The 19,071-nt window shown below is 63.7% G+C and carries 17 protein-coding genes; 9 read left to right on the top strand and 8 right to left on the bottom strand.

Going from position 1 to position 19,071, the window contains the following annotated elements; all coding sequences use genetic code 11:
- Window positions 1-10: 10 nt before the first annotated feature.
- Window positions 11-1,039 carry an ABC transporter ATP-binding protein gene (locus tag R2834_08365; GenBank protein MEZ4700328.1) on the bottom strand — a complete coding sequence of 343 codons (1,029 nt, stop codon included), beginning with the start codon at window positions 1,037-1,039 and terminating at the stop codon, window positions 11-13.
- A gap of 10 nt (window positions 1,040-1,049) precedes the next feature.
- On the bottom strand, window positions 1,050-2,225 hold the full coding sequence (gene sucC / locus R2834_08360) for an ADP-forming succinate--CoA ligase subunit beta (GenBank protein ID MEZ4700327.1): 1,176 nt from the start codon (window positions 2,223-2,225) through the stop codon (window positions 1,050-1,052).
- Window positions 2,226-2,465: 240 nt separating this feature from the next.
- Here sucC and R2834_08355 point away from each other — a divergent pair, with 240 nt between their 5' ends.
- On the top strand, window positions 2,466-3,551 hold the full coding sequence (locus tag R2834_08355; protein ID MEZ4700326.1) for an LptF/LptG family permease: 1,086 nt from the start codon (window positions 2,466-2,468) through the stop codon (window positions 3,549-3,551).
- Window positions 3,552-3,560: 9 nt separating this feature from the next.
- On the opposite strand, the gene R2834_08350 is transcribed toward R2834_08355, so the two are convergent.
- Together R2834_08350 and R2834_08345 are read right to left on the bottom strand one after the other, a co-directional pair.
- The gene (locus R2834_08350) at window positions 3,561-3,881 is read right to left on the bottom strand and encodes a DUF3467 domain-containing protein (protein MEZ4700325.1); all 321 of its coding nucleotides are present in this window, start codon (window positions 3,879-3,881) and stop codon (window positions 3,561-3,563) included.
- A complete protein-coding gene (locus R2834_08345; GenBank protein MEZ4700324.1) occupies window positions 3,874-5,295 on the bottom strand; it encodes a cystathionine beta-synthase in 1,422 nt (473 codons plus the stop codon). Before R2834_08345 ends, R2834_08350 begins: the two co-directional genes overlap by 8 nt.
- A gap of 212 nt (window positions 5,296-5,507) precedes the next feature.
- Between R2834_08345 and R2834_08340 the strand changes: the two genes are divergently transcribed.
- A complete protein-coding gene (locus R2834_08340; GenBank protein ID MEZ4700323.1) occupies window positions 5,508-6,965 on the top strand; it encodes a response regulator in 1,458 nt (485 codons plus the stop codon).
- 174 nt (window positions 6,966-7,139) lie between these two features.
- Entirely contained in the window at window positions 7,140-9,650 is a 2,511-nt protein-coding gene (gene lon / locus R2834_08335) for an endopeptidase La (GenBank protein ID MEZ4700322.1), read from the top strand.
- Between the two features lie 64 nt (window positions 9,651-9,714).
- On the opposite strand, the gene R2834_08330 is transcribed toward lon, so the two are convergent.
- Together R2834_08330 and R2834_08325 are read right to left on the bottom strand one after the other, a co-directional pair.
- Window positions 9,715-9,954, bottom strand: coding sequence for a hypothetical protein (locus R2834_08330; protein ID MEZ4700321.1), 240 nt, complete (start codon window positions 9,952-9,954; stop codon window positions 9,715-9,717).
- Between the two features lie 8 nt (window positions 9,955-9,962).
- Entirely contained in the window at window positions 9,963-10,388 is a 426-nt protein-coding gene (locus R2834_08325) for a hypothetical protein (protein ID MEZ4700320.1), read from the bottom strand.
- 46 nt (window positions 10,389-10,434) lie between these two features.
- On the opposite strand from R2834_08325, the gene rsgA reads away from it, so the two are divergent.
- A complete protein-coding gene (gene rsgA / locus R2834_08320) occupies window positions 10,435-11,406 on the top strand; it encodes a ribosome small subunit-dependent GTPase A (protein MEZ4700319.1) in 972 nt (323 codons plus the stop codon).
- A gap of 9 nt (window positions 11,407-11,415) precedes the next feature.
- Here rsgA and R2834_08315 read toward each other — a convergent pair whose 3' ends face one another.
- Window positions 11,416-12,231: a TerB family tellurite resistance protein gene (locus R2834_08315; GenBank protein ID MEZ4700318.1), complete on the bottom strand. Its 816-nt coding sequence runs from the start codon at window positions 12,229-12,231 to the stop codon at window positions 11,416-11,418.
- A gap of 163 nt (window positions 12,232-12,394) precedes the next feature.
- The gene (locus R2834_08310; GenBank protein ID MEZ4700317.1) at window positions 12,395-13,012 is read right to left on the bottom strand and encodes a thioredoxin family protein; all 618 of its coding nucleotides are present in this window, start codon (window positions 13,010-13,012) and stop codon (window positions 12,395-12,397) included.
- Between the two features lie 523 nt (window positions 13,013-13,535).
- Between R2834_08310 and R2834_08305 the strand changes: the two genes are divergently transcribed.
- From R2834_08305 to R2834_08285, 5 genes are all read left to right on the top strand, one after another.
- On the top strand, window positions 13,536-14,357 hold the full coding sequence (locus R2834_08305; GenBank protein MEZ4700316.1) for a DUF1080 domain-containing protein: 822 nt from the start codon (window positions 13,536-13,538) through the stop codon (window positions 14,355-14,357).
- An 88-nt stretch (window positions 14,358-14,445) separates the two neighbouring features.
- Window positions 14,446-15,294, top strand: a complete 849-nt coding sequence (locus tag R2834_08300) for a sugar phosphate isomerase/epimerase (protein MEZ4700315.1) — start codon at window positions 14,446-14,448, stop codon at window positions 15,292-15,294.
- A gap of 26 nt (window positions 15,295-15,320) precedes the next feature.
- Window positions 15,321-16,706, top strand: coding sequence for a Gfo/Idh/MocA family oxidoreductase (locus R2834_08295; protein ID MEZ4700314.1), 1,386 nt, complete (start codon window positions 15,321-15,323; stop codon window positions 16,704-16,706).
- Window positions 16,707-16,772: 66 nt separating this feature from the next.
- Window positions 16,773-17,861, top strand: a complete 1,089-nt coding sequence (locus R2834_08290; GenBank protein ID MEZ4700313.1) for a PmoA family protein — start codon at window positions 16,773-16,775, stop codon at window positions 17,859-17,861.
- Between the two features lies 1 nt (window position 17,862).
- Window positions 17,863-19,062 (top strand): PmoA family protein, encoded by a 1,200-nt coding sequence (locus R2834_08285; GenBank protein MEZ4700312.1) that lies wholly within the window; start codon window positions 17,863-17,865, stop codon window positions 19,060-19,062.
- The last annotated feature ends 9 nt before the right edge of the window (window positions 19,063-19,071 follow it).

Raw genomic sequence — 19,071 nt, 5'->3', positions numbered from 1 at the left:
GTGGCCGGCATCATACGCCAGTATCGTCCGCCACCCAGCGCGCATTACGGGCCGCGACCGTGACGTTTGGCGCCGGCGCCGAAACCGAAGGGTCCGCCCACATGCGGAACCGCTGTCCGTCCGCTTCGAGCCAGTATTCCACGTAGGTGCCCAGAAACTGGCGCGATATGACACGCGCTTCGATGCCGGTCGAGGCAAAGTGCAGATTCTCGGGGCGAACCGCAAGTACCTGGTCGGCTCCCGGCCTGGGAGACTCGGCGAAGGCCGTCATGAGCTGGGGATGGTCGACGATGTTGCTGCCCCCCAGGAAGCGCGCGACAAACGCGGTCGCCGGCTCGCGGTAGAGCGTTTCCGGCTGGCCTACCTGCACGAGCCGGCCGGCATTCATCACGGCAATCCGGTCGGACAGCGCCAGTGCTTCCTGCTGGTCGTGCGTCACGTAGAGGCTCGTCGTCCCCAACTCGCTCTGCAATTCCTTCAGCTCCGACCGTGTTTTTTCGCGCAGCGCCACATCCAGATTCGAGAGCGGCTCATCGAAAAGCAGCACCAGCGGCCGCACGGCCAGCGCCCGGGCGAGCGCGACGCGCTGCTGCTGACCGCCTGAGAGCTGGGTCACAGGGCGCTGCTCGTAGCCGGAGAGATTGACCCGGGCGAGCGCCTCCCGTACGCGCGTCTGGACATGCAGCTTGTCGAGTTTGCGCACCTGCAGCCCGTAGGCTACGTTTTCGCCGACGGTCATCGACGGAAAGAGCGCATAACTCTGGAACACCATCCCGGTGGGGCGTTCCTGCGGGGCGGTGAACGTCACATCGTCGCCCCCGATCCGGATGCGTCCTTCGTCGGGGTGGCCGAATCCCGCCACCGCGCGGAGAAGCGTCGTCTTGCCGCAACCGCTCGGGCCAAGGAGCGACACGAACTCGCCGGCCGCGATCGATAGCGAGATACCGTTCACCGCGACCGTCTCGCCGAAGCGCTTGACGATCGCCTCCAACTCGACCGAGCCGGCGGTAGCGGGAACGTGCTTTCCGGTTGCCGTCATCGCGAGGCGATCAGGCCGCGAGCGCGCGCGTCACTTTCTCGGCGGCCTCCTTCAGCAGGATGGCCGTCTCGACCTTCAGGCCGCTTTCCTTCAAAATCTGCTGCCCTTCGGCCGCATTCGTACCCTGCAGGCGGACGATGAGCGGCACGTGGATATCGACCTTGCGGGCCGCCTCGACCACGCCGTTCGCGACGCGGTCGCAGCGTACGATGCCCCCGAAGATGTTGACGAGGATGGCCTTGACGTTCGGGTCCTTCAGGATGATGCGGAAGCCGGCTTCGACCGTCTTGGCGCTGGCGCCGCCCCCGACGTCCAGGAAGTTGGCCGGTTCGCCGCCGGCGAGTTTGATGATGTCCATCGTGGCCATCGCGAGGCCGGCTCCGTTGACCATGCAGCCCACGTTGCCGTCGAGCTTGATATAGTTGAGGCCGTGCTCGCTGGCTTCGACTTCCAGCGGCGCCTCTTCATGCACGTCGCGCAGTTCGGCGATGTCCTTGTGCATGTAGAGCGCATTGTCGTCGATATTGATCTTGGCGTCGACGGCGATCACGTCGCCCTGCTCCGTCAGCACGAGCGGATTGATCTCGGCGATCGACGAATCGGTTTCCTCGTACGCCTTGTACAGCGCGAGGATAAACTTGACCGCCTGCTTGAGCGCCTCGCCCTCGAAGCCCAGGCTGTAGGCGAGCCGGCGCGCATGGAAGGGCTGCATGCCGGTCAGCGGATCGATCCATACCTTGAGGATCTTTTCCGGGCTCTCTTCGGCCACGGTCTCGATTTCCACACCGCCTTCGGTGGACGCCATGACGACATTCTGGTTGCGCTGGCGATCGAGCGTGATGCCGAGGTAGAATTCCTTGGCGATATCGGAGGCTTCCGCGATGAGGATCGCGCGCACCTTCTGCCCTTCGGGGCCGGTCTGGTGCGTCTTGAGCATCATGCCCAGGATGGCCGACGCCTTTTCGCGCACTTCCGCAACACCCCGCGCCAGCTTCACGCCACCGCCCTTGCCGCGCCCGCCGGCGTGGATCTGGGCCTTCACCACAAACAGGTCGATGCCGCGCTCCGCCTTCATTTTTTCTGCGGCGGCCACGGCTTCTTCGACCGAGTAGGCCACGATGCCCGGTTGAACGGACACGCCGTAGCGTTCGAGGACGTCTTTTGCCTGATATTCGTGTAATTTCATGCGTCTACTGGCGTCAAGGAATATATATCGCGTGATGGCGCCGCCGGGACTGCAGCCCGTTTGAGCCGGAATGGGCGCCTATTAAGGCCCTATTGAACCGAAGGTCCGTCGTTAAGTTTACTCCGCATTGCGATTCCTGCTTTAATTTTTGCCATAGTTTTTGGCCGCATACGTAACCGCATACGAAATTGCGCCGGCGCGCCAACCGCACCTCCCGTACGCAGCCGGCTACCCTGTTCGATGACGACGATCGATTTCCATATCATGCGCCGCTTCCTGATGGGGACCGTTTTTCTGATCGGGTGCCTCATCGTGTTTTTCGTCGTCCTCCATTATGTCGAATTTGTGGACGACTTTTTCGACCGCGGGGCGAGCATGAGCCAGGTCTTCCTGGAATACTACCCCAACTTCATTCCGGACATCGTCCGGCTGACCAGCCCGCTCGCCGTCTTCCTCTCGTGCGTCTACCTCACGGGCAAGTTATCCCAGCAACTCCAACTCGCCGCCCTGCAGACGAGCGGCGTCTCGCTGTACCGCCTGCTGCTTCCCTATCTCGTAGTGGCCGTCTTCATCAGCGGCTTCATGTTCTGGTTCAATGGATGGATCGTACCCAAGACCAATCAGACCGTGATCGAGTTTGAGCAGAAGTACCTCAAGAACAAGCAGCAGCAGCTGGACCCGAGCGACATCCACCGGCAAAACAGCCCCGAAAGCATGGTGTCCGTCGGGTTTTACGACCGCGTGGCGCAGGTGGCGCACAAGGTCTCCATCCAGCATTTCAGCGACGACCGGCACCTCCGGGCGCGGCTGGATGCGAAGCGGATGGCGTGGGTCGACAGCCTCGGCATCTGGCGTCTGCACGATATCACGGAGCGATCCTTCAGCCCGGAAGGCATGACGCAGTACCGCAAGATCGAGGACCTCGACACGACGTTGACCATTTACCCCCGCGACCTCGCCCGGACGGAGCGCGAGGTGGAGTCGATGACCATCCCGGACGCGCGAAACTACATCGACGCGCTCCGGCGCTCCGGGGCCAACAATACGGGGCGGACGCTGGTGGGCTATCAGAGCAAGTTTGCGTACCCGCTCGCCAACCTCATCGTCGTGTTGATTGGGATGCCGCTCGCATCGGTCCGCCGGCGAGGCGGCCAGGCCGTTCAGATCGGCCTCGGCCTGCTCATCGCCTTCTTTTACCTGGCCACCATGAAACTGGTGGAGCCCTTCGGATACACGGGCGAGCTATCGCCTACCATGGCCGCCTGGCTGCCGCATGTCCTCTTCGCGCTGCTCGGGCTGTTTTTCATCTTCCGGGCGCGCAAATAGGCCGGCGCATCAGGCCTCGCCGCTCGGCCCGCCGAATTGAACGGGCTGACCGCCCGGAGCCGGCGCGGGGATGACGCCGTGCGCCGCCTCGTAGCGCTTGATGTTGTCGGCCAGGGCGGCGAGGAGCCGTTTGGCGTGGGGCGGCGTAATGATGATCCGATTCTTCACCTTGGCTTTCGTGACACCGGGAACGACGCGGATAAAATCGAGGATAAACTCCTCGCTCGAATGCGCGATCATCACGAGATTCGCATACTCCCCTTCCGCTACGTCTTCGCCCAGTTCGATATTGAGTTGGACATGCGACTGCGCATCGTTTACATCATTCATTGGATTTCCCCTTCGATTCCTGGTTGCTGCGCCCGGTGTTGGCCAGGGCACTGATCAGATCGCTTTTCGTGATAATGTCGTAGGTGCCGTCGGCGCGTTCGACGAGCACGGCGCCCATGTCTTCTTCCAGATACGCCGAGAGGTGCTCGAGGTGCAACGAACTCGGCACGATCGGAAACGGATCGCTCATGGCTTCCCGAACGCGTTCGTTGCGCGCTGCCGGCGCCTCGATCAATCGTTTCAGGATGCCTTTTTCGGTGAGGCTCCCGACCACCTTATCTCCTTCCATCACCGGGATCTGACTGATTCCATGTTCGGTCATCACTGCGATGGCGTCGCCGAGGGTTTCGCCGGCCTGGACCTGGACGATGCTCTTCCGTCGGCGGCGCAGCGACACCACCTCTTCGACCGTCAGGTGATTCGGTCGCTCGAGGAAGCCGTTGTTGCGCATCCATTTGTCGTTGTACGTCTTCGACAGGTAGCGGAAGCCCGAATCCGGCAGGACGACCACGATGACGTCGTCCGGGCTCAGGGTCTCGCGATTCGTCTGGCACCACTGGAGCGCGCCGGCGACGGCCATGCCGCACGATTGGCCCACGAACATCCCTTCCTCCCGCGCCAGCCGGCGGGTCATCTGCATCGACTCCTTGTCCGTCACGCGGACGTAGTCGTCGATCAGGTCGAAGTCCATGTTCTTCGCCAGGATATCTTCGCCCACCCCTTCGGTGAGGTAGGGGTAAATTTCATTCTTGTCGAATTCCCGGGTGAAAAAGTACTTGTAGTACACCGATCCGTAGGGATCGACGCCGATCACCGAGATATCCGGGTTTTGCTCTTTCAGGTAGCGCGCGGTCCCCGAGATGGTGCCTCCGGTGCCGGCGCTCGCGATGTAGTGGGTGATGCGTCCTTCCGTCTGCTCCCACAGCTCGGGCCCCGTGGTGGCGTAGTGCGCCTCCGCATTGGCGGGGTTGTCATACTGGTTCAGGTAGACCGAGTTGGGGATCTCGGCGGCGAGCCGGCGCGCGACGGAATAATACGAGCGGGGATCGTCCGGCTCGACGTTTGTCGGGCACACGATCACCTCCGCGTCGAGCGCCTGGAGCACGTCGATTTTTTCCTGGCTCTGCTTGTCGGTCGTCGTAAAAATACAGCGGTAACCACGGGCGATGGCCGCCAGGGCGAGGCCGGCGCCGGTGTTGCCGCTGGTGCCCTCGATGATCGTCCCGCCCGGCTTCAGCAGCCCCTCGCGCTCGGCGCGTTCGACCATGGCGATACCGATCCGGTCCTTGACCGACGCGCCCGGATTGAAGTATTCCAGTTTGGCCAATACGGTGCAGGGTACGCCGGCCGCCACGCGGTTCAAACGGACCAGGGGCGTGTTGCCTACGGTGCCCAGAATATTGTCGTGCCACATGCTGAAACAATGCCTCCCGTTGCTAGTGTGACTGGGAAATCACGCGGTATCCACGCACTTCCGGTCCGCGTCCCCCGAAGCGCCCTCATCTCGAATCGTGTCGATCATCGACCGTCATGTCGGCGTATCTACCGTTCTCGTCGCGATCGGTTCGTCTGGCTCATCAACCAGAACCGGTGGCAGGATGTTCTCTGGTTTCGCATTTCACGTCTATGTCCCAATCCGCAGAATCCGCCTTTCCCCTGGCAACGGAACTCGTTGTCGCCACGTTTTCACCCGACGGCGCGGTCCGCTCGCGCAACCCCGCCTGGCTCTCGCTTTTCGGGCACGAACAGGAAGCCTGGTCGCAGCTGTCCGAGGAAGACCGGAGCCTGATGCAGCGCTCGCTGATCGAGGCCTCGGCCGGCAACCTGGTCACGAACCAGGTGATCTTCGTCCAGGTCCCCAATCGCGACCAGCCCGTGCCCGTGCTGCTGCATTTCATCCCGGTCGTGTCGGACGCATCCTCGGAGCCGACCGTGCTGGCCGTCACCGTAACCGGCGAGGTGCTCGCCGAGCCGGGGACGTTCATCCTCAGCCAGACACGCCGGCACCGGCTGGAGAACATCGGCCGGATGACGCTCGGCCTCGTCCACGAGTTCAACAACGTCCTCACGGCCATCCAGGGCAATTTCGAGGTCCTCGAACAGTCGGGCCTGATGCCTGCCGACCGCCCGGAGCTGTACGAAACGCTCAAGACGATCCAGCGCGCGGCCCACGACGGCGCCGTCATCACCAAGAGCACCAACAGCTACATCCGGAACGAGAACGTGACGCTCACCGAACAAGTCGACCTGCCGGAGCTGATCCAGGAGTGCGTCTCGATGACGCGTCCGTACTGGCATAACGAGCCGCGCCGGCACGGGATCACGATCAACACCAAGTTCGACTTGCAGCCGGTACCGAGCATCCTCGGTTCGACGGTAGAGCTGCGCGAGGTGTACGTCAACCTCATCATGAACGCCGTGCAGGCCATGCCGCTGGGAGGCACCCTGCATTTCCAGACGCGCTACGACAAAAAGGTAGGCGTCATCACCCGGATCACCGACACCGGACACGGGATGACCGAGCAGGTGAAGCGGCGGATCTTCGAACCGCTCTTCACCACCAAGGGCAAGCAGGGAACGGGGATCGGGCTGGCAATCGCCTACAGCATCATCGAGAACCACCATGCGTCGATCGCGGTCGACACGGTGCTGGGCGAGGGGACGAGCTTCACCATCACGTACAAGCCGGCGGCGGAGACCGTGAAGACCATCGTGCAGGAGGCGCCGGCCGTCGAAAACAAGCTGATGCGTATCCTCGCGGTGGACGACGAGCCCGCCGTGCGCAACATGCTGCGGAATCTGATGCGGCTCAAAGGCCATGCGATCGAGGTGGCCGGCTCCGGCGACGAGGCGCTCACGTACCTGAGCGACAACAAAGTCGATCTCGTGATCACCGACCACGGCATGGCCGGCATGAACGGCCGGCAGCTCGCGCAGCGCATCAAGGATCGCTTCCCGTCGATGCCGGTTGTACTCCTCACCGGCGACACCGACATTGGGGAGCCCGACGACACGATCGACGCCATCGTCGGCAAGCCGTTTCAGCTTGACAACCTGCAGCGGGTAATCAACGAATTGGGGTAGATTCCTCCGGCGATACGACAGAGTGGCAGTATCCCTCCTTTGGCCTGGTTTTTGGAATTTGCCCCGTGTACGTTGTTTTTCGCCCCCTGGCGTACACTTTGTCAGACCCGCTCTGAGCCGCAGGACATCCATCGCCTGGCGCGCGAGCTATTGAGGAGGACTATGATTGATGCCATGATGCGATTGATGATCGACGACGATTCCGAACAGGCCATCCCGCTCCCCACGGCGGATGAAGAGAAGGCGATGAGCTCGTTCGAGCTCCCGGATTCGTTGCCCATCCTCGCACTACGCAATACCGTGCTGTTTCCCGGCGTCGTGCTGCCGATTACCGTGGGCCGCGACGCCTCCCTGCGCCTGGTCAAGGACGCCTTTGGCGACGACGCCCTCATCGGGGTCGTGGCGCAGAAACGAAGCGATGTCGAGGATCCGGAGCCGGACGATCTGTTCAGTTACGGCACCGCCGCCGCGATCCTGAAGCTGATCAAGATGCCCGACGGGTCGAAATCGATCGTGATCCAGGGCAAACGGCGTTTCAAGACCACAGCGTACCTGCAGACCGAGCCGTATTTTCGCGCCCAGATCGAGGCCATCCAGGAAGACCCGGACACCGACGAAATCGAACTGGATGCCCGCATCCGCTCGCTGAAAGAGCTGGCCATCCAGATCGTCAACCTGTCGCCGAACCTGCCGAGCGAAGCCGCGCTGGCGATCCAGAACATCGACTCGCCGACGTTCCTGATCCATTTCATCGCGTCGAACCTGCAGATCGACGTCCATGAAAAACAGCAGCTGCTCGAAACCGTTTCGCTCGTCAAGCGCGCCGAACTGGTGATGCAGCACCTCAACCGCGAACTGCAGGTCCTGCAGCTCTCGGAAGAGATCCGCTCGAAGGTCAAGACGGATGTCGACAAGCAGCAGCGCGAGTACCTGTTGCGCCAGCAGATCAAGACGATCCAGGAGGAACTGGGCGAGTCGGAAGGCGGTGAGGCCGAGGTCTCGGAACTGCGCGACCGCGCGCGCAACAAGAAGCTGCCCGACCCGGTGCGCGAGGTCCTGAACAAGGAACTCGACAAGCTGTCCCGCACGAACCCCGCCTCGCCGGATTATGCGGTGTCGCGCAACTATGTCGACTGGATTCTCGATCTGCCGTGGCTGGATTATTCCGAGGATGACCTCAACATCCGCCGCGCCGAAAAAATCCTGAACGAGGACCACTACGGCCTCGAAAAGGTGAAGAAGCGCATCCTGGAATACCTCGCCGTGCTGAAGCTGAAGGGCGACATGAAAGCGCCCATTCTGTGCTTTTACGGTCCTCCCGGCGTCGGCAAAACGAGCCTCGGGAAGAGCATCGCCCGGGCGCTCGGACGCGAATTCGTGCGGATGAGCCTCGGCGGCGTGCGGGATGAAGCGGAGATTCGCGGCCACCGCCGCACGTACGTCGGCGCATTGCCGGGCCGGATCATCAAGTCGATGAAGCGCGCCGGCACGTCGAACCCCGTCATCATGCTGGACGAGGTCGACAAACTCGGCTCCGATTTTCGGGGCGACCCGTCGAGCGCGCTGCTCGAGGTGCTCGATCCCGAGCAGAACAACACGTTCAACGACCATTATCTGGAGCTCGACTACGACCTCTCCCGCACGCTGTTTATCGCGACGGCGAACTATCTCGAGCGGATTCCGGCCCCGTTGCGGGACCGCATGGAACTGATCGAGATCACCGGGTACACGCAGCAGGAGAAGCTGGCCATCGCCAAGGGCTACCTCGTGCCGCGCCAGGTCGAGCAAAACGGCCTCAAGGCCAAGCAGTTTACGATCTCCGACAAGGCAATCGCCGAACTGATCGATGGCTACACGCGCGAGTCAGGCGTGCGGCAACTCGAGCGCGAAATCGGCGGCATCGCCCGCGGCGTCGCGCGCAAGGTGGCGATGGGCGACATCGACAAGGCCGCCATCGACGAAACCGACATCAAGGAGTACCTCGGCGCGCGCAAGTACTACTCGGAGGTCGCCCAGCGCACGGAAGTGCCGGGCGTGGCGACGGGACTCGCCTGGACGCCCGTGGGCGGAGACATTCTCTTTATCGAGGCCTCTGCCGCGCGCGGCACGGGCCGGCTGATCCTGACCGGACAGCTGGGCGATGTGATGAAGGAGTCCGCGCAGGCCGCGCATTCCTACGTCAAGGCGCAGGCCGCCAACCTGGGCATTCCGTACGACGCATTCCGGTACTGGGACGTGCACGTGCACATTCCCGCCGGCTCCATCCCGAAGGATGGCCCTTCGGCGGGCGTCACCCTGCTCTCCGCGCTCGTGTCGATCTATACGCAGCGCCGGATCAAGCATTCCGTCGCCATGACCGGCGAAATCACGCTCCGGGGCCTGGTGCTGCCGGTTGGCGGGATCAAGGAGAAGGTGCTGGCGGCCAAACGCGCCGGCATCAGGAAGGTGCTGCTGCCCGAGAAAAACCGGAAGGATATCGAGGAGATCGAACCCGTCGTGTTGAAGGGGCTCAAGATCGTCTACGTGAAGCGCGTGGAGGACGTCCTGAACGAGGTGCTGCAGAAGACGCCGATGACGCGTGCGGACAAGTTCTACGCCGTGCCCGAGAAGGAGCGCCAGAACCCCACCCCGCAGACGACGAACGGGCACGGTACGGTGGTCCAGGAACACCCCGAAGTCGCCTGAGCCCGGGTGTGGTCGGGGACGACCGAAACGGTTTTTTAGCTACGAAACGAAGGGCGAACGCCGGCTACGATTTCCGCCGGCGTTCGTCCGTTTCCTCGATGATGTGGGCGTCTTCGACGTTCGGGTCCAGCCCCTGCTGAAACGCCTTGCGCGTTTCGACGACGACGTCGGCCGTGGCCCGGATGGCGGAATCGACGACCTGCGTGGCGGCCCGGGTCAGGATGCCGCCCAGGAATACGGCTTTCCCGAGAAAATTCAAGTCGTTAAATTGAATGATGGGCCCGTGTTTGTGCTCGTCATCCATGTGGCTTCTCAGGTCGATGAATCACTCTTCGGCTTGGCGGCTCGCGACTTGCGCGGGGTGGCGGTGCGTTTTGTTTTCGCGGCGCCGCCGGTTTTCGTGGTACTTTTCGCCGGCTCAGCCGTTCCGTTTTCCTCGCTGCCTGTCGGCTCGTCGTCGAATTGACGGGCCATCATGGCGCCGATTTGCTCGATGCCATGCGCCAGCATCGAGACGGCAGCTTCTACCAGAAAGATGGCCTGTTCTTCAATCTTCAAGCCATCGAATGCGCTTCGCGCCTCGTTGTATGCTTCTTTATGCTTGATCATAGCCTCGATATCCCATTGTTCACCGGGTTGAAACGAAAACGGGCGTTTGCCGCGGCCGTTCTTCGGACGGTCCCGGCTTCCGGTTTGCCGGCTCCCGCCGTTGCGTCTCACGAGGTAGACGAGAGGCATGCGCCGCATGTTTCAGCGCCGCGCGGCACAGAGTGGAAGGATGCGTATGGAAGCTGACCGCAAGCGTCGCGACGAAGAGCCGGCGGAGACTGTGGAAGGCATCGTGGTCCGCAGCACCGGCAGCTGGCACGATGTGCGCGTCGACGACACGATCGTGCCGGCCCGCATGCGGGGCAAATTCCGGCTATCGGACAAGGAGGCGACGAACCCGCTGGCCGTGGGCGATCGGGTGACGCTCCAGATGAATCCGGACCAGACGGGGTCCATCTCCGCGATCCATCCGCGCCGCAACCGGTTGAGCCGGCGGGCCGCCGGTCGACGCGTGGGGATCGAACACGTGCTGGCCGCCAACATCGACGCGGCGTGGGTGATCCAGGCGGTGCGCATGCCGGCGCCCAACCCCGGCTTCGTGGATCGCTTCCTCGTGATGGCGGAATACCACCATCTGCCGGCCGGCATCGTGCTCAACAAGATCGACCTGTTGCGCCCGGAAGACGAAGAAGCGGTCGATGCGTTCGAGGCGATCTACACCGACATCGGCTACCCCGTGCTCCGCACCAGCGCCGTGAGCGGCGTGGGCATGGAAACGCTGCGCGAGGCGCTGGCGGGCAAAACCAACGTGCTGACGGGGCCTTCCGGCGCGGGCAAGTCCACCCTGCTGAATGCCCTGGCGCCCGAACTCGCGTTGGCGACGGGCGCCGTCAGCGAGCGGACCAACAAGGGGCGCCACACGACCACCTTCCCGTCGCTGCATCCGCTTCCCGAAGGCGGGTACGTGGTGGATACGCCGGGCATCCGGGAGTACGGGCTTTACGATGTGGAAGCCGGCGAATTGAGCCACTACTTCGTCGAATTCAGGCCGTATCTCGACGAGTGCCACTTCCCGAACTGCACGCACGACCACGAGCCGGCATGCGCCGTGCGGGACGCCGTCGATGCCGGCGAGATCCACCCGTCGCGGTATCGCAGCTACCTCAACATGCTCGACTCCTACGCCGGCGCCGACACGGGCCGCTGAGCGGAGCGCTCAGTCGGGCATCGTGCGTTTGCCGGCGAGGCGGATATCGACGCCCCATCCCCTGGAGAGGTCGTGCAGCATGGCCTCCTCGTTCGGGTTGATGTGCCCGTCGGCGCGCGCGATGTGCATGAGGTCGTCCAGGAAGGCGATGCGCTGGATGGGCGGCAGGGCGTCGCGGATGCTGCGGATCGAGGCGCCGAGGGTCTGGTGGTCCGGGCCGGCGCCATAGGCGCGGAGGGCCTCGCGGACCACTTCGAGCAGCGCTTCCCGGCTCATATCCGGCTGCCAGAACCGGAGGCGCTCCTGGATGGCCTCGATTTCGGCGGCGCTGAGGTCATTATCGGTGCTATGGGCCAGAACGATGCAGACGAGCGCCATGTCGTGCAGCAGGCTCCAGGCGGGATCCTCGGCGATGGTCGCCGTGGTCTGCGCCAGGAGGCGGGAGCCGGTCTCCCGGAGCCCCCAGATATCCGCCAGGGTAGAGATCATGCTGCTCTCGCTGCTGAGGAGGACGCCGTCGGCCTCGGCGATGCGCACCACATCCATGAGGGCATGCTTGCGGCCGTCCTCGTCGAGCGAGGCCTTCAGGGAGCGGATGGTCCGCGTCACTTCGACGCTCGCATTTTCCTGGAGGTAGATGGCCATGGCCTCCAGCACGATCTCCTGGGCTTCCGATTCGGTGAGGCTTTCGTCCCAGCCCCGGATCATGGCGATGATCGTTTCCAGTTCTTCATCGGACAGCGCGTTGTCCGCTCCGTGAGCGAGCGCCAGATACACCAGCGCGAGATCGTGTTTCGGCGTCCAGGTTTCCTCTGTCTTGGCCATCGTTTCTCTATTGCAGATCGGGCGCACCCGTATCGTTTGAAAAATCAGCATCCGGCCCCGCAGTTTCTTACGGGCACGGGGAAGGTAAGAAATTCAACCGAACGAATGCGTCATCCACCCGACGCAAATACCTGCTCTTCATCGCGATTTCTGTCCGGCGCGCTTAGAGCGTCTCCTGGACGCAGGCGCTGGTCGCGATGGCGGACGCGAGGGCGGCATCGATGGCGTCCCAGCCTCGGGCCTCGTACCAGTCGACCTTGCGTTGCGAGATCTCGGGCCCGGGCACGCCGGCTGCTTTCCAGCCGTTGCGGGCCTCGATGAGCGCGTCGGGCGCCGGCCCCCAGATGAAGCACTCGCGCCCGGCCTCGCCGAAGACCACGAGGCGCGGGATGCTCCGGGCGCCGTTCGTGAGGTAGCGGTCCATGACGTCCAGGTTCGCGTCGCGCGGCAGGATGTGCAGCGAGAGCAACGGGTTGCGGGCGACGCTCGCCTGGATGACGGGTAGCGCGTAGGCCGAGTCGACGCACCAGTCTTCGGTGATGAGGACCCAGTCCTGCCGCTCCTCGATCGCATCCACCGCCCGCGCCAGCGAATCCGACATGCGGTAGGCCGCTATCGTGCGCTGCTGCCGTTCCCAGTTGTAGCGCGAATAAAACACATATTTGCGCTGGTCCTTGTCCAATCCCTTGAGCGGCATCGCCAGTTTGGCGGCCCAGAGGGCCAGGAACGCTTCGAGAGAGAGCGCCTGCCGGAGTCGCTCGTCGATCAATCTATCCCGCATAGTATGTTTTTCTGTAAGAGGTTGGTAAAGCTGCCCCGGGTTCGGACGATATCCAGAGTACAGGTAGCGAACCCTGTAGTTCTTGCAGATCTGTCGAAAAGGGGCTGTACTTCGGCAGATCGGTAGGAAGGGCGCTATCTCCAACAGTCTGGTGTCCGCATCAGGCTGTTTTTTTATGTCCGCGCCTTTTTTATAGCTATAGCAGCGCTTTTTATAGCAGCACCGCGGCGTCAGGATATCGTCCGGGCAATCGCATTCTCTTCAATCGTGAGCATCTCCCGGTCTGGGCGTATGGGGTTATGGGAGGTTTTGCGGTAAAAAATGCTCCCATGCACCCAGACTCCCCTACGCTGCTCACGGCCACGGCGAGCATGCGATGGCCCTGTGGATATCGTCGGCGTATTTGACTCCTCCTGGGTAAGCGTGTATTTTTTATGCCGGTCGCTGGATCGACGTTACATACGGGGTCGAGCTACGCCACCTCCCACAGCACCCTGTCCCTTTTCGCTTACCTGAGAGTCGCATGAAGCGCGTTGTATCAAACGCATCCCGCCCTGTTTCCCTGGCGGCGCTGGCCGTCCTCGCCCTGTTTTTCACCGCCGGCTGCGAGTCGGACACGCCCGGCGACCACAGCGCTCCGGCGGCGGCGGCCGGCCACGAGATGGCCGCGCTGAATACGCTAACGGCCGCCGAGAAGCAGGCCGGCTGGGTCCTGCTCTTCGACGGCAAGACGTTCGACGGGTGGCGAGGCTACCGGAAAGATCACGTGCCCACCGAGCACTGGACGATCGAGGACGGCGTGATCCACAAGATCGCCAGCGGCAAGGTGCCCCTCATGGCCGACGGCCAACCGATGGCCGGCGGAGATATCATGACCATCGAGCCGTACGAGAATTTCGAGCTTTCGTTCGAGTGGAAGGTGGCTCCGGGGGCCAACAGCGGCATCAAGTACAACGTGATCGAGTCCATGTCCGAAGGCAACCCGCTCGGTTTCGAGTACCAGGTGCTGGATGACGACCTGCATCCCGACGCTAAGATGGGTCGGGACGGCAACCGGACCGCCGCCGGCCTCTACGATCTCATCCCGCCCGCGAACAAGAAGCTGAACCCGGTCGGCGAGTGGAATCAGGGCAAGATCGTTTTTGACGGCAACCATGCCGAGCACTGGCTGAACGGTCAGAAAACGCTCGAATACGATCTCGGCTCGTCGCGGATGGATTCGCTGCTCGCACTCAGCAAATACGCCCCGATCGAGGGCTTCGGCGACAAACACGCCGGCCACATCGTGCTGCAGGACCATAACGACGACGTGTGGTATCGGAATATCAAGGTACGCCGGCTGTAATCGAGCAGCCGGCCGGCAGGCCTCCTCGCCTCGCCTTCCGCTTCGGTTGACGGACGGAAGGTCCAACGCCCTTAACGGTTTTCACCCCATGAGTTCACGCAGAGACTTTTTCAGAAACGCCGCAACCGGCGCCCTGGGCGCCTACGCCCTGCCTTTCTACGGCGCCCGCCGTCTCGGAAGCGCATCCGGCGCCGCCACGGCGATCAAGCTGGGCGTGGCGAGCTACTCGCTCCGCAAATTCCCCCGCGCCCAGGCCATCGCCATGATGCAGGAGCTGGGGATCACGAACATCAACATCAAGTCGTTTCACCTCGAACAGGAGCTGTCGGCCGACGACGTGAAGGCCGGGCGCAAGGAATTCGAGAACGCCGGCCTGCACATCGTCGGGGGCGGCAACATCACCATCCACGAAGACACCGACGACTACGTCCGGTCCGTCTTCGAATACGCGAAGCACGCCGGATTCCCGCTCATCGTGTGCGCGCCGAAGCCCGAGATCGTGCCGCGCATCGAGCGGTTCGTCAAGGAATACAACATCAAGGCCGCCATCCACAACCACGGACCGGAGGACAGCTATTTCCCGGGGCCGGCGGACGTGATCGCCGTGGTGAAAAACATGGACCCGCGGGTGGGATGCTGCGTCGATGTGGGCCATACGGCGCGGACGGGCGTGGATGTGGTCGAGGCCATCAAGGAGGCCGGCCCGCGCGTCCTGGACATGCACGTCAAGGACCTCGGCGACCTCTCGGAACGCGACAGCCAGGTCGCTGTCGGCGAGGGCAAGATGCCCATCGTAGGCATCTTCAAGCAGCTGATGGCGATGAATTACCAGGGCTATGTCAACCTCGAGTACGAGATCTTCGCCGACGACCCGATGCCGGGTATGAAGCAGTCCTTCTCGTACATGCGCGGCGTGATCGACGCGCTGAGCGCCTGAGTTTCGCACGATAAACGGAGAGCACCATGTCCAAGTACACCTCGCGCCGCGACTTCCTTCGCCTGGCGGCGACGTCGCCGGCCGCCCTCGCCGCCCTGCCGGCCGGCGCACGCACCTACGACCTCTTCCGCGAGCCGTCGCGGGTACGCTACGGACCGAACGACATGATCCGCGTCGCCACCATCGGGATGGGCGGCATGGGGTATGGCGACACGCGGACCGCACTGATGGTCGACGGCGTCGAGTTCGTCGCCGCGGCCGACGCCTACGACGGCCGGCTGGCCCATGCGAAGGAGGCGTTCGGCAAGGACGTCTTCACGACGCGCGACTACCGCGAGATTCTGCGCCGGAGCGACGTCGACGCGGTCATCATCGCGACGCCGGACCACTGGCACCAGCGCATCACGATCGACGCGCTCGAGGCCGGCAAAGCTGTCTATTGCGAAAAGCCGATGGTGCAGCACATCGACGAGGGTCCGGCCGTCCTCCAGGCGGCCAAAAAGACCGGCAAGCTGATGACGGTCGGCAGCCAGCATGCCAGTTCGCTCATCTACGAGAAGGCGCGCGACCTGTACCGCGCCGGCTCGATCGGCAAGCTGAACATGGTGGAAGCCCGGATCAACCGGAACTCCGCCATGGGCGCGTGGCAATACACCGTCCCGCCCGATGCCTCGCCGGAGACGGTCGACTGGGACGGCTTCATCGGGCATGCGCCCAAACGCCCCTTCGATCCCATCCGCTTCTTCCGCTGGCGCAATTACTACGACTACGGCACCGGCATCCCCGGCGACCTGTTCGTGCACCTGTTCACGGGCATCCATCTCGTGCTCAACTCGAACGGTCCGACGCGCATCATGTCGACCGGCGGGTTGCGCTACTGGCTCGACGGACGCGATGCCCCGGATGTCATGCTCGGGCTGTACGACTATCCCGAGACGGACTCGCATCCGGCCTTTACGGTGGCGCTGTCGGTCAACTTCGCCGACGGCGGCGGCGGCGACGGCACCTCGTTCCGGTTCATCGGCAACGAAGGGGTCATCACCATCACCGGGTCGAGCACGATCCTGAGCCGGCTGGCGCCGAACCCCGAACCCGGGCTGTCCATCGGCACGTTCACCGACGCCATCCAGGAGCAGGCGCGCACCGAGTACCGCGAGAAGTATCCGGAGCCGGAGCGCCCCGAGCTGCGGTCGACGACCGAAGAGGTCTACCGCGCACCCGGGAGCTACGACAGTCGGTACGACCACTTCAACAACTTCTTCACCGCCCTTCGCGAAGGCGGGAAGGTGCTCGAAGACCCGGCGTACGGCTACCGCGCCGCCGCGCCGGCGCTGCTCACCAACACGAGCTATATCGAGAAACGCACGGTCGACTGGGATCCGCTTGCGATGAAGGTCGTCCCGTCGATGTGATGTCGAAAGCCTCGGAGGATCGCCAGATGCTCCGAGGCTTTCTGGTTTACCCAAACCCCCAATTTCATGCTGACCCGTCTGGCGCTGATCGCGCTCCCCCTGCTCCTCGCCGCGCTGGCCCTGGCGCTCGCCGGCTGCGCGCCGGCCGACTCGAGCGCCTCCTCGGATGCCCGTGTCGAGGTGTCTGTCCATGCCGCCGAACAGCGGGTGGATATCCGCATCGATGGCGCGCTGTTCACCTCGTACGTGTATAACGACTCGATCGTCACGCTGAAGAAGCCGGTGCTCTACCCGATCCGCACGGCGGCCGGCCACGACGTCACGCGCGGCTATCCCTTCGAGCAGCGCGCCGGCGAACGGGTGGATCATCCGCACCACATCGGGCACTGGCTGAATTACGGCGATGTGAACGGGTTCGATTTCTGGAACAACTCGGACGCCATCGCGCCCGACCGTGCGCCGCACATGGGGACGATCCGGCAGCGCAGCATCCTGAGCGCGCAGAGCGGGGATGACGAAGGGGTGCTGGAGGTGGAGACCGACTGGGTCACGCCGGCGTCAGCCGAGCCGTTGCTCCGGGAGCGCACCCGATTCGCCTTCAGCGGCGACGCCTCGGCGCGGTACATCGACCGGCTGACCACCCTCACCGCCCAGAGCCAGGACGTCGTTTTCACCGACAACAAGGAAGGCATGATCGCGATCCGCGTCACGCGGGCGCTCGAGCATCCCGAAGGCAAGCCGGTACGGGTGACGGACGAGCGCGGCCGCCCGATGGACGAGCCCACCCTGGACGAAACGGGCGTTTCGGGCGAATACCTCAGCAGCGAGGGCATTCGCGGCGTGGACGTCTGGGGGACGCGCGCGACGTGGATGATTCTGAGCGGGCAGCTTGACGACGAACGGGTCGCGGTGGCCCTGATCGATCACCCTAGCAATCCCGGCTACCCGACGTACTGGCATGCCCGCGGCTACGGCCTCTTCGCGGCCAACCCGCTCGGTCAAAAGGCCATGAGCGGCGGAAAGGACGAGCTGAACTATACCCTGAAACCGGGTGAATCGGTCACGTTTCGCTACCGCATCGCGGTGCTCTCCAACCCCGCCGACGCGGAATCCACCGTAAAACAACTCGCCTCCTCGTTCGCTTCGAGTCTCTGACATGCGTCTATTCGTAACCTCCGTCTTCCTCGCCGCAACCATCGCCGCCTGCCAGTCCGCCGCGTCCGATTCCTGGCGCATCACCCTCGACGCCGGCAACGTCGACCGGGTCCAGTCGATCGTCTCGTTCGATCCGCCGGCCGGCCTCGATGCCGGCTCGGCGCTCGTACTCGTGGATGACGGAGGCACAACGACCCCCGTGCAGCGCCACGACGACCGACTCTGGTTCGTCCTGGACCGGCTCGACGCGCATCAAACCCGCACCCTGACCCTCCGCGCGTCCGCTTCTCCGGCCGCCGGCATCGCCAAACAGGAAACGGAGGGCGCCATTGCGTTTTCGGACGCACAGGGACCCATTTTAACCTACCAGAGCCGGCCCACGCCCTTGCCGGATCCCGGCTTCGATCCGGTCTTCATCCGGGGCGGCTACATCTACCCGCTTTTTACCCCGTCGGGTGTGCTGGTGGTGGACGATTATCCGCCGAATCATCTCCATCACCACGGCATCTGGGCGGCGTGGACGAACACCGTGTTTGAGGGGCGCACCCCGGATTTCTGGAACATGGGCGACCGCAAGGGCACCGTCGAGCCCGTCGCCCTGGATGAAACGTGGGACGGCCCGGTGTTTGGCGGCGCGCGGGCGCGGAATCAGTACATCGACCTGACCTCCGGAACGCGCCGGCCGGCGCTGGACGAGACCTGGGACGTGCGCGTGTTCCATGTGGACGACGGCGAACATCCCTACCGGCTGCTCGAAGTCCGCATGCACCAGACCACAGCGACCGACTCGATCCTCACGCTCCCCGAATACCGCTATGGCGGCCTCGGTGTACGGGGTCACCGGCAGTGGGACGGGGAAGAGAACGCGTTTTTTCTGACCTCCGAGGGGCTCGACCGCAGCAACGGCCATGCGACGCATGCCCGCTGGTGCCATATGGGCGGCTACGTCGACGGTCAGCTCGCCGGGATCGGCATGCTGGCGCATCCGGACAATTTCAGGGCGCCCGAGCCCATGCGCATCCACCCCACGGAGCCGTTTTTCAACTGGGCGCCGTCGCAGGCCGGCGAGTGGGCGATCACGCCCGATGCGCCGTTCGATGCGGCGTATCGCTTCGTCGTGAGCGACGGACCGCCCGACGCCGGCCTCCTGGACCGGCTCTGGCAGGATTGGGCCGAGCCGGTCCGGGTGACCGTCAACTGACGGCAACCG

This window comes from Rhodothermales bacterium, from assembly GCA_041391505.1.
Lineage (GTDB): Bacteria > Bacteroidota > Rhodothermia > Rhodothermales > JAHQVL01 > JAWKNW01.
This window is presented reverse-complemented; position numbering and strand designations above follow the sequence as displayed.

Bases quoted from the DNA above. Each gene is read 5' to 3' on its own strand.
- R2834_08350 (MEZ4700325.1), bottom strand. From the start codon at position 3,881: ATGAATGATGTAAACGATGCGCAGTCGCATGTCCAACTCAATATCGAA.
- R2834_08365 (MEZ4700328.1), bottom strand. From the start codon at position 1,039: ATGACGGCAACCGGAAAGCACGTTCCCGCTACCGCCGGCTCGGTCGAG.
- R2834_08295 (MEZ4700314.1), top strand. From the start codon at position 15,321: ATGTCCAAGTACACCTCGCGCCGCGACTTCCTTCGCCTGGCGGCGACG.
- R2834_08310 (MEZ4700317.1), bottom strand. From the start codon at position 13,012: ATGCGGGATAGATTGATCGACGAGCGACTCCGGCAGGCGCTCTCTCTC.
- R2834_08300 (MEZ4700315.1), top strand. From the start codon at position 14,446: ATGAGTTCACGCAGAGACTTTTTCAGAAACGCCGCAACCGGCGCCCTG.
- R2834_08290 (MEZ4700313.1), top strand. From the start codon at position 16,773: ATGCTGACCCGTCTGGCGCTGATCGCGCTCCCCCTGCTCCTCGCCGCG.
- R2834_08355 (MEZ4700326.1), top strand. From the start codon at position 2,466: ATGACGACGATCGATTTCCATATCATGCGCCGCTTCCTGATGGGGACC.
- R2834_08325 (MEZ4700320.1), bottom strand. From the start codon at position 10,388: ATGCCTCTCGTCTACCTCGTGAGACGCAACGGCGGGAGCCGGCAAACC.
- lon (MEZ4700322.1), top strand. From the start codon at position 7,140: ATGATGCGATTGATGATCGACGACGATTCCGAACAGGCCATCCCGCTC.
- R2834_08340 (MEZ4700323.1), top strand. From the start codon at position 5,508: ATGTCCCAATCCGCAGAATCCGCCTTTCCCCTGGCAACGGAACTCGTT.
- rsgA (MEZ4700319.1), top strand. From the start codon at position 10,435: ATGGAAGCTGACCGCAAGCGTCGCGACGAAGAGCCGGCGGAGACTGTG.
- R2834_08305 (MEZ4700316.1), top strand. From the start codon at position 13,536: ATGAAGCGCGTTGTATCAAACGCATCCCGCCCTGTTTCCCTGGCGGCG.
- R2834_08345 (MEZ4700324.1), bottom strand. From the start codon at position 5,295: ATGTGGCACGACAATATTCTGGGCACCGTAGGCAACACGCCCCTGGTC.
- R2834_08285 (MEZ4700312.1), top strand. From the start codon at position 17,863: ATGCGTCTATTCGTAACCTCCGTCTTCCTCGCCGCAACCATCGCCGCC.
- R2834_08315 (MEZ4700318.1), bottom strand. From the start codon at position 12,231: ATGGCCAAGACAGAGGAAACCTGGACGCCGAAACACGATCTCGCGCTG.
- sucC (MEZ4700327.1), bottom strand. From the start codon at position 2,225: ATGAAATTACACGAATATCAGGCAAAAGACGTCCTCGAACGCTACGGC.
- R2834_08330 (MEZ4700321.1), bottom strand. From the start codon at position 9,954: ATGGATGACGAGCACAAACACGGGCCCATCATTCAATTTAACGACTTG.